Annotated in this window: 4 protein-coding genes; 3 read left to right on the forward strand and 1 reads right to left on the reverse strand. The window is 68.5% G+C overall.

The genetic code is table 11. From position 1 onward, the window contains the following. The first annotated feature begins 90 nt into the window (after nucleotides 1-90). Nucleotides 91-750 carry a thiopurine S-methyltransferase gene (locus tag J2X52_RS14060; RefSeq protein WP_310154560.1) on the forward strand — a complete coding sequence of 220 codons (660 nt, stop codon included), beginning with the start codon at nucleotides 91-93 and terminating at the stop codon, nucleotides 748-750. 256 nt (nucleotides 751-1,006) lie between these two features. Here J2X52_RS14060 and bfr read toward each other — a convergent pair whose 3' ends face one another. Then, nucleotides 1,007-1,504 carry a bacterioferritin gene (gene bfr, locus J2X52_RS14065; RefSeq protein ID WP_310154562.1) on the reverse strand — a complete coding sequence of 166 codons (498 nt, stop codon included), beginning with the start codon at nucleotides 1,502-1,504 and terminating at the stop codon, nucleotides 1,007-1,009. A gap of 189 nt (nucleotides 1,505-1,693) precedes the next feature. On the opposite strand from bfr, the gene J2X52_RS14070 reads away from it, so the two are divergent. Together J2X52_RS14070 and J2X52_RS14075 are read left to right on the forward strand one after the other, a co-directional pair. After that, complete coding sequence (locus J2X52_RS14070; RefSeq protein ID WP_310154565.1) at nucleotides 1,694-3,052, forward strand: Hsp70 family protein; 1,359 nt, start codon at nucleotides 1,694-1,696, stop codon at nucleotides 3,050-3,052. A gap of 87 nt (nucleotides 3,053-3,139) precedes the next feature. After that, nucleotides 3,140-5,818 carry a penicillin acylase family protein gene (locus J2X52_RS14075; protein WP_310154570.1) on the forward strand — a complete coding sequence of 893 codons (2,679 nt, stop codon included), beginning with the start codon at nucleotides 3,140-3,142 and terminating at the stop codon, nucleotides 5,816-5,818. Nucleotides 5,819-6,000 lie beyond the last annotated feature (182 nt).

The raw sequence follows: 6,000 nt of genomic DNA on the forward strand, positions 1-6,000 counted from the left end.
CATCATGAAACCGTAGAGCGCGCTCGCGCGCGATGACGCGTTCCAGGGACACCCCATCGCGCGCAAGCGCGCTCCTACATCAGGTGGCCGATGCAACCCGAGTTCTGGCACGAACGCTGGTCGAGCAACCGCATCGGCTTCCACCGCGATGCGCCGCTACCGCTGCTGGTGGCGCATTGGCCGGCGCTCGACCTTGCACCGGATGCCCGCGTGTTCGTGCCGCTGTGCGGCAAATCGCTGGACATGGTGTGGCTGGCCGAACGCGGCCATCGCGTCCTCGGCGTCGAACTGTCGGAATTGGCCGTGCGCCAGTTCTTCGAGACACGCGGGCTGGTGCCGGCGATCCATGAGACGGCTGCCGGTGCGCATTTCGTCGCCGGTGCGTACGAGCTGATCGTCGGCGATGCGTTCGCGCTGGAAGCGGATGTGCTCGCGGATTGCGCCGCCGTGTACGACCGCGCGGCGCTGATTGCCCTACCGCCGGACCTACGTCGCACGTACGCGGCTACTGCGTGGCGACGCCTGCCAGCGGGATGCCGCGGGCTGCTGGTCACGCTGGAGTATCCGCAGGCGGAGAAATCCGGGCCGCCGTTTTCGGTGCCAGCGGACGAAGTGCATGCGTTGCTCGATCGCGACTGGCGGATCGATGCGGTCGAACGGCGAGACATTCTTGCGAACGAGCCGGGGTTCGTTGCGGATGGGGTGACCGCGTTATCGACCGTCGTGTATCGGATGGCGCGGCGGGGGTGATTCGGGTTGGCGCGCGGATCGAGATTTCTTCGACCGCTGCCCTCACCCCAACCCCTCTCCCGGAGGGAGAGGGGCTTCAAAGCAAAAGCTCGCGAGCTTCTAGCCCCTCTCCCCTGGGAGAGGGGTTGGGGTGAGGGCAGGCGCGTCATTCAAATCGAATCGAGCGGCGGCTTCCGCCCGATAAAAACAGAAACGCCCACGACAAGCGCAGGCGTTTCCAGACTCCCGACAACGCGGCGAACACGCCGCGCTTCTGTCACCCCACGCCAGCGTGTGTGCCTTCCGCCTCGCCCATCCGGCTCTGCTGGTAGCGCTCCAGGCCGATCATCTGGATCAGGCGCAGCTGCTTCTCCAGCCAGTAAGTGTGGTCTTCCTCGGTATCGGCGAGCTGGGTCACCAGCACTTCGCGGGTGACGAAGTCGCTGTGCTGTTCGCACAGCACGATGCCCTTGGCGAGGTTGTCGCGCACCAGATATTCGAGGTCGAGATCCTTGCGCAGCATCTCTTCGACGGTGACACCCGGCTCGAACGCATCGGGGCGCATGTCCGGTGTGCCTTCCAGAAACAGGATGCGCTTGAGCAACGCGTCGGCGTGCTGGGTTTCCTCTTCCATCTCGTGATTGATGCGCGCGTAGAGCTGGTGCAGGCCCAGATCCTCGTAGCGGCGCGAATGCAGGAAGTACTGGTCGCGCGCCGCCAGCTCACCGCGGAGCAGGAACTTCAGGTAATCGACGACTTCGGGATGTCCTTTCATGGCAGCGCTCGCAACACGTGGAATGCGCGCAGTATGCCGGGCCGCCGTGAAGCATGATCGGATGGGAATGCATGCATTTCGCATTCTCAGGCGCGTCCGGGCCGTGTCGCGCGGAACGCTCGGGTGCTTGCAAGCGGCGTGACGCGCATCAGCGTAGACTCGCGCGCCTTCCGCCTGTCGCACCCCCCAATGAAGATCGGCATCGACTTCGGTACCAGCTACTCGGCCGCCGCTGCGCGCATCGGCGACCGGCTGGTGCATATCCAGTTCGACGGACAGCCACAGTTCCGCACGGCGGTGTTCTTTCCGACCACCCTGCCCGATCTTGATGCCTTCGAGCTGGACGGAGCGATGGAAGCGGAGGTGGAATCGCTGATGCGCGGCCTGCGCAGCGACCAGGCCCGCGCCGGCGCTGCGCCACGTCCATCCGCGCTGCTGCGCCGCGACGCGATCCGCATCGTGCGCCGGCAATGGCTGGAGGCGCGCATGCGCGATGCGGAATCCTCGGCTGCAGATCTGCAGCACGCGGTGTTCGGCGAAGCGGCGATCGAAAGCTATCTGCTCGAAGGCAGCGGCAATCTGGTCCAGTCGCCGAAGTCGATGCTCGGCTTCAATCTGCACCCACGCGCCAAGGAGACCATCACCGGCATCGCCGCACACATCCTTGAGCACATTCGCCTGACCGCGAGCCAGCAGCTCGGCACCACCGTGCGCGCAGCGACGCTGGGCCGGCCTGTGCGTTTCCGCAGCTCGCTCGGCGAGGCAGGCGGCGAACAGGCGCTGGCCCTGCTGCGTGACGCCGCGGCGCAGGCTGGCTTCGATGCGATCGAATTCCTCGAAGAACCTGCGGCCGCCGCGTTGCACTACCACGCCGAAAGTCCGCAGCGGCACACCACGCTGGTCGTCGACATCGGCGGCGGCACCACCGACATCGCGCTGGCGGAAGTCGGCGGCGATGGCGCGCCGCGCGTGCACCGTGCCTGGGGCGTCGCCAACGGCGGCACCGATGTCGATCTCGCGCTGAGCATGGCCCAGGTCATGCCGGTGTTCGGCAAGGGCGCCAGCCGCATCCCGGTGCACCACTTCGTCGAAGCAGCTACGGTGCAGGACATGCCGCGGCAACGCGATTTCCACAAGCGCGACTTCAGCCATGTCGATACCCCGTTCGGCGCGCGCCTGCAGGCGCTGCAGCGCGACGGCGGCACCACGCGCCTGTACCGCGGCGTCGAGGGCATGAAGGTGCGCCTGAGCGCGCACGACGAAGCCGGTCACGCGCTGGACTACATCGAACCCGGCCTGCGCGTCGATGCGACGCGGGCTGCGCTGGAAGCCGCCAGCGCGCGGTTCCTCGACACGATCGGCGCCCTGCTCGACGAGGTGGGCGGCGATCTCGATACGCCGCCCGACAGCCTGTTCCTGACCGGCGGCATGTCCGGCGCGCCCTACGTGCAGGCGGCTGCGCAGGCGCGCTTCCCGGATGCGCGCATCGTGCGCGGCGATCCCTCGCTGGGTGTGGTCTCGGGACTGGCCGAGCACGCACGCAACTGAGGCGCTTGGCCGGCCTGCGCGCCGACCCGCAACATGCCCGTGGAATAATCGGACCGCGCCGCATCTGCAGCGGCCGGGGAATCGTGCATGCGCAAATGGATCCTGCGAGCGCTGCTCGCACTCGTCGTGCTGCTGGTCGCGGCCGGTCTCTTCGTCTGGCTGTCGTTGCGCGCGAGCCTGCCGGCGCTCGACGGCGACCAGTCGCTGGCCGGCCTCGGCGCGCCCGCGACCATCGAACGCGATGCCGCGGGCGTGGTCACGATCACCGCCGCCAACGAGACCGACGCGATGCGCGCACTCGGGTTCGTGCACGCGCAGGAACGCTATTTCGAGATGGACCTGATGCGGCGCGTGCCGTCGGGCGAACTCTCGGCGTTGTTCGGCGAGCGCGCGCTCGAGACCGACCGCCGCAACCGCGTGCACCGCATGCGCGCGCGGGTGGAGGCCGATCTGGCTGCGGTCGCCGGCGATCGCATGCCGCAGCTGCAGGCCTATGCCGACGGTGCCAATGCCGGCCTCGCGTCGTTGCGCGCGCGACCCTGGGCCTACCTTCTGCTGCAGCAGACGCCGCAACCGTGGACGCCGGCGGATTCCGCACTGACCGGCTTCGCGATGTATTTCGATCTGCAGGACGCGACCAATGCGCGCGAGCTGGCGATGCACCGCTTGCAGCCGGCTCTGCCGCCGGCACTGTTCGATCTGTTCGCGCATGACGGCAGCCGTTGGGATGCGCCGCTGTTCGGGGAGGCGCGTGGCGATGCGGTGTTGCCGGGGGCGGAGGTTGTGGATCTGCGGCGACTTGACGTCGTGGAGGTTGATGGCGGTCTTCGGGAACGTTCGCCGTTTGCGTCCACGGGTGCCGCACGAGACGCAGCTTCATACGGAATATCTCCGCTGGCCCTCACTCCACCGTTTGTTTCACAAACGGTCCCCCTCTCTCCCGCGGCACGGGAGAGAGGCCAAGGTGGGCCGCCGGTGGCTTGGAAGGTTGCCCTCACTCCACCACCTGCTCCGCAGGTGGTCCCCCTCTCTCCCACGGCGCGGGAGAGAGGCGTTGGTGCGCCGCCTGCGGCGGCGGATCTTTCGCGGGGCAGCAACAACTTCGCCGTCTCCGGCGCCTTGACGGCCGACGGCCGCGCCCTCGTCGCCGACGACATGCATCTAGGCCTGCGCGCACCCAGCATATGGTTCCGCGCGCGCCTGCGCTATCCCGACCCGCGCGCACCGGGCGGCCAGGTCGACGTCACCGGCTTCACACTGCCCGGCCTGCCGGCGGTGATCGTCGGCAGCAACACGCACGTCGCCTGGGGCTTCACCAACAGCTACGGCGATTACCTCGACTGGCAGCGCCTCGTGCCCTGTGCCGACGGCGCGCCTGCGGGTTGCACGCCGGTCGTGCGCCATGAGGAGCGCATCGACGTCGCCGGCGGCGCACCGGTCACGCTGATCGTGGAAGACAGCGACTGGGGCCCGCTCGTCCACCGCGACGACGACGGCAGCGCACTCGCCCTGCGCTGGACCGCCCACCAGCCTGGCGCATTGAATTTCGGCCTCGCCGACTTCGCCCACGCGCGCGATCTCGATGATGCGCTGGCCATCGCCGACCGCACCGCCACGCCGACGCAGAATCTCGTGATCGGCGATCGCGCCGGCCGCATCGCCTGGCGCCTGCTCGGTCCGATTCCCGTGCGCGGCGCCGGCTGCGACGGCCATACGGTTTCGGTGCCACTGACGGCGGGCGCAGCGACGGACAGCAACCGCTGCGCACCCTGGCCCATCGCGACCGGTGTCTCGCCGCTACTGCGCTCGCCCGACACCGACCGTCTGTGGACCGCGAACAGCCGCGTCGTCGATGGCGAAGATTTCGCACGTATCGGCGACGGCGGCGCTACGCTCGGCATCCGCGCCTGGCAGATCCGCGAAGGTCTCGAAGCGCGCACGCAGTTCACGGAGGCCGATCTACTCGCGATCCAGCTCGACGATCGCGCCCTGTTGCTGTCGCGCTGGCACGCGTTGCTGGATGCAGTCGCGAACGCAGCGAGCGATGACAGCGCGGTACGTGCCCTGGCCGATGCCTCGCGCGAGTGGAGCGGTCATGCGAGCGTCGACTCGGCCGGTTACCGCCTGGTCCGCGCATGGCGGCTGGCGATCCACGCGCGCCTCGCCGACGGCCTCGCCGCGCCTGCGCGCGTCGCGCTCGGTGATGCGTTCGAAGCACCCGATCCGCCGAATTTCGAAGGCGTCGTCTGGCCGCTGGTCGAGCAGCGCCCCGCGCATCTGCTGCCGCGCCGTTTCGCCTGCACGCCAGACACCCAGCGCGGCGTCTGCACGCCGGTCGAAAACGACTGGCAGGCTCTGTTCGAGGACGCCGCCCGCGAGGTCCGCGACAGCCTGGCCGGCGACGGCCCGCTCGCCGAACGTAACTGGGGCGAACGCAACACCGCTGCAATCTGCCATCCGCTCGCAGCGGCAATTCCGCTGCTCGGCAAACGTGCGCTGTGCATGCCGGCCGAAGCGCTTCCCGGCGACGGCACCGTGCCACGCGTACAGGGTCCGTCATTCGGCGCCTCGCAGCGCATGGTCGTCGCCCCCGGGCACGAGGCCGACGGTATCACCCACATGCCCGGCGGCCAGAGCGGGCATCCGCTTTCGCCCTACTGGGGCGCCGGACACGACGACTGGGCGCAAGGGCGCGCTTCGCCGTTTCTGCCGCAGGCGACTGCGCATACGCTGAAGCTCGTGCCGGAAACGCAGGAGACTCGCTGACGCGCCCGGTCCGCGTTGCTTTGGCTTCGGCTTTGGCTTCGGCTTTGGCTTTGGCTTTGGCTTTGGCTTTGGCTTTCAGCTTTTGACTTGAATCGAGCCGTAAAGCGAGCCGAGCATCGCAGGGCGGCGGGGTCGAAGAGCAGCCCATGTCTGAGCGCAGCGAGTTTGGGCTGCGTGCCCCG

This window comes from Luteimonas sp. 3794, assembly GCF_031456825.1.
GTDB lineage: Bacteria > Pseudomonadota > Gammaproteobacteria > Xanthomonadales > Xanthomonadaceae > Luteimonas.

Excerpts from the sequence above, each read along its gene's own strand:
- J2X52_RS14070 (WP_310154565.1), top strand. The coding sequence starts at position 1,694 with ATGAAGATCGGCATCGACTTCGGTACCAGCTACTCGGCCGCCGCTGCG.
- bfr (WP_310154562.1), bottom strand. The coding sequence starts at position 1,504 with ATGAAAGGACATCCCGAAGTCGTCGATTACCTGAAGTTCCTGCTCCGC.
- J2X52_RS14075 (WP_310154570.1), top strand. The coding sequence starts at position 3,140 with ATGCGCAAATGGATCCTGCGAGCGCTGCTCGCACTCGTCGTGCTGCTG.
- J2X52_RS14060 (WP_310154560.1), top strand. The coding sequence starts at position 91 with ATGCAACCCGAGTTCTGGCACGAACGCTGGTCGAGCAACCGCATCGGC.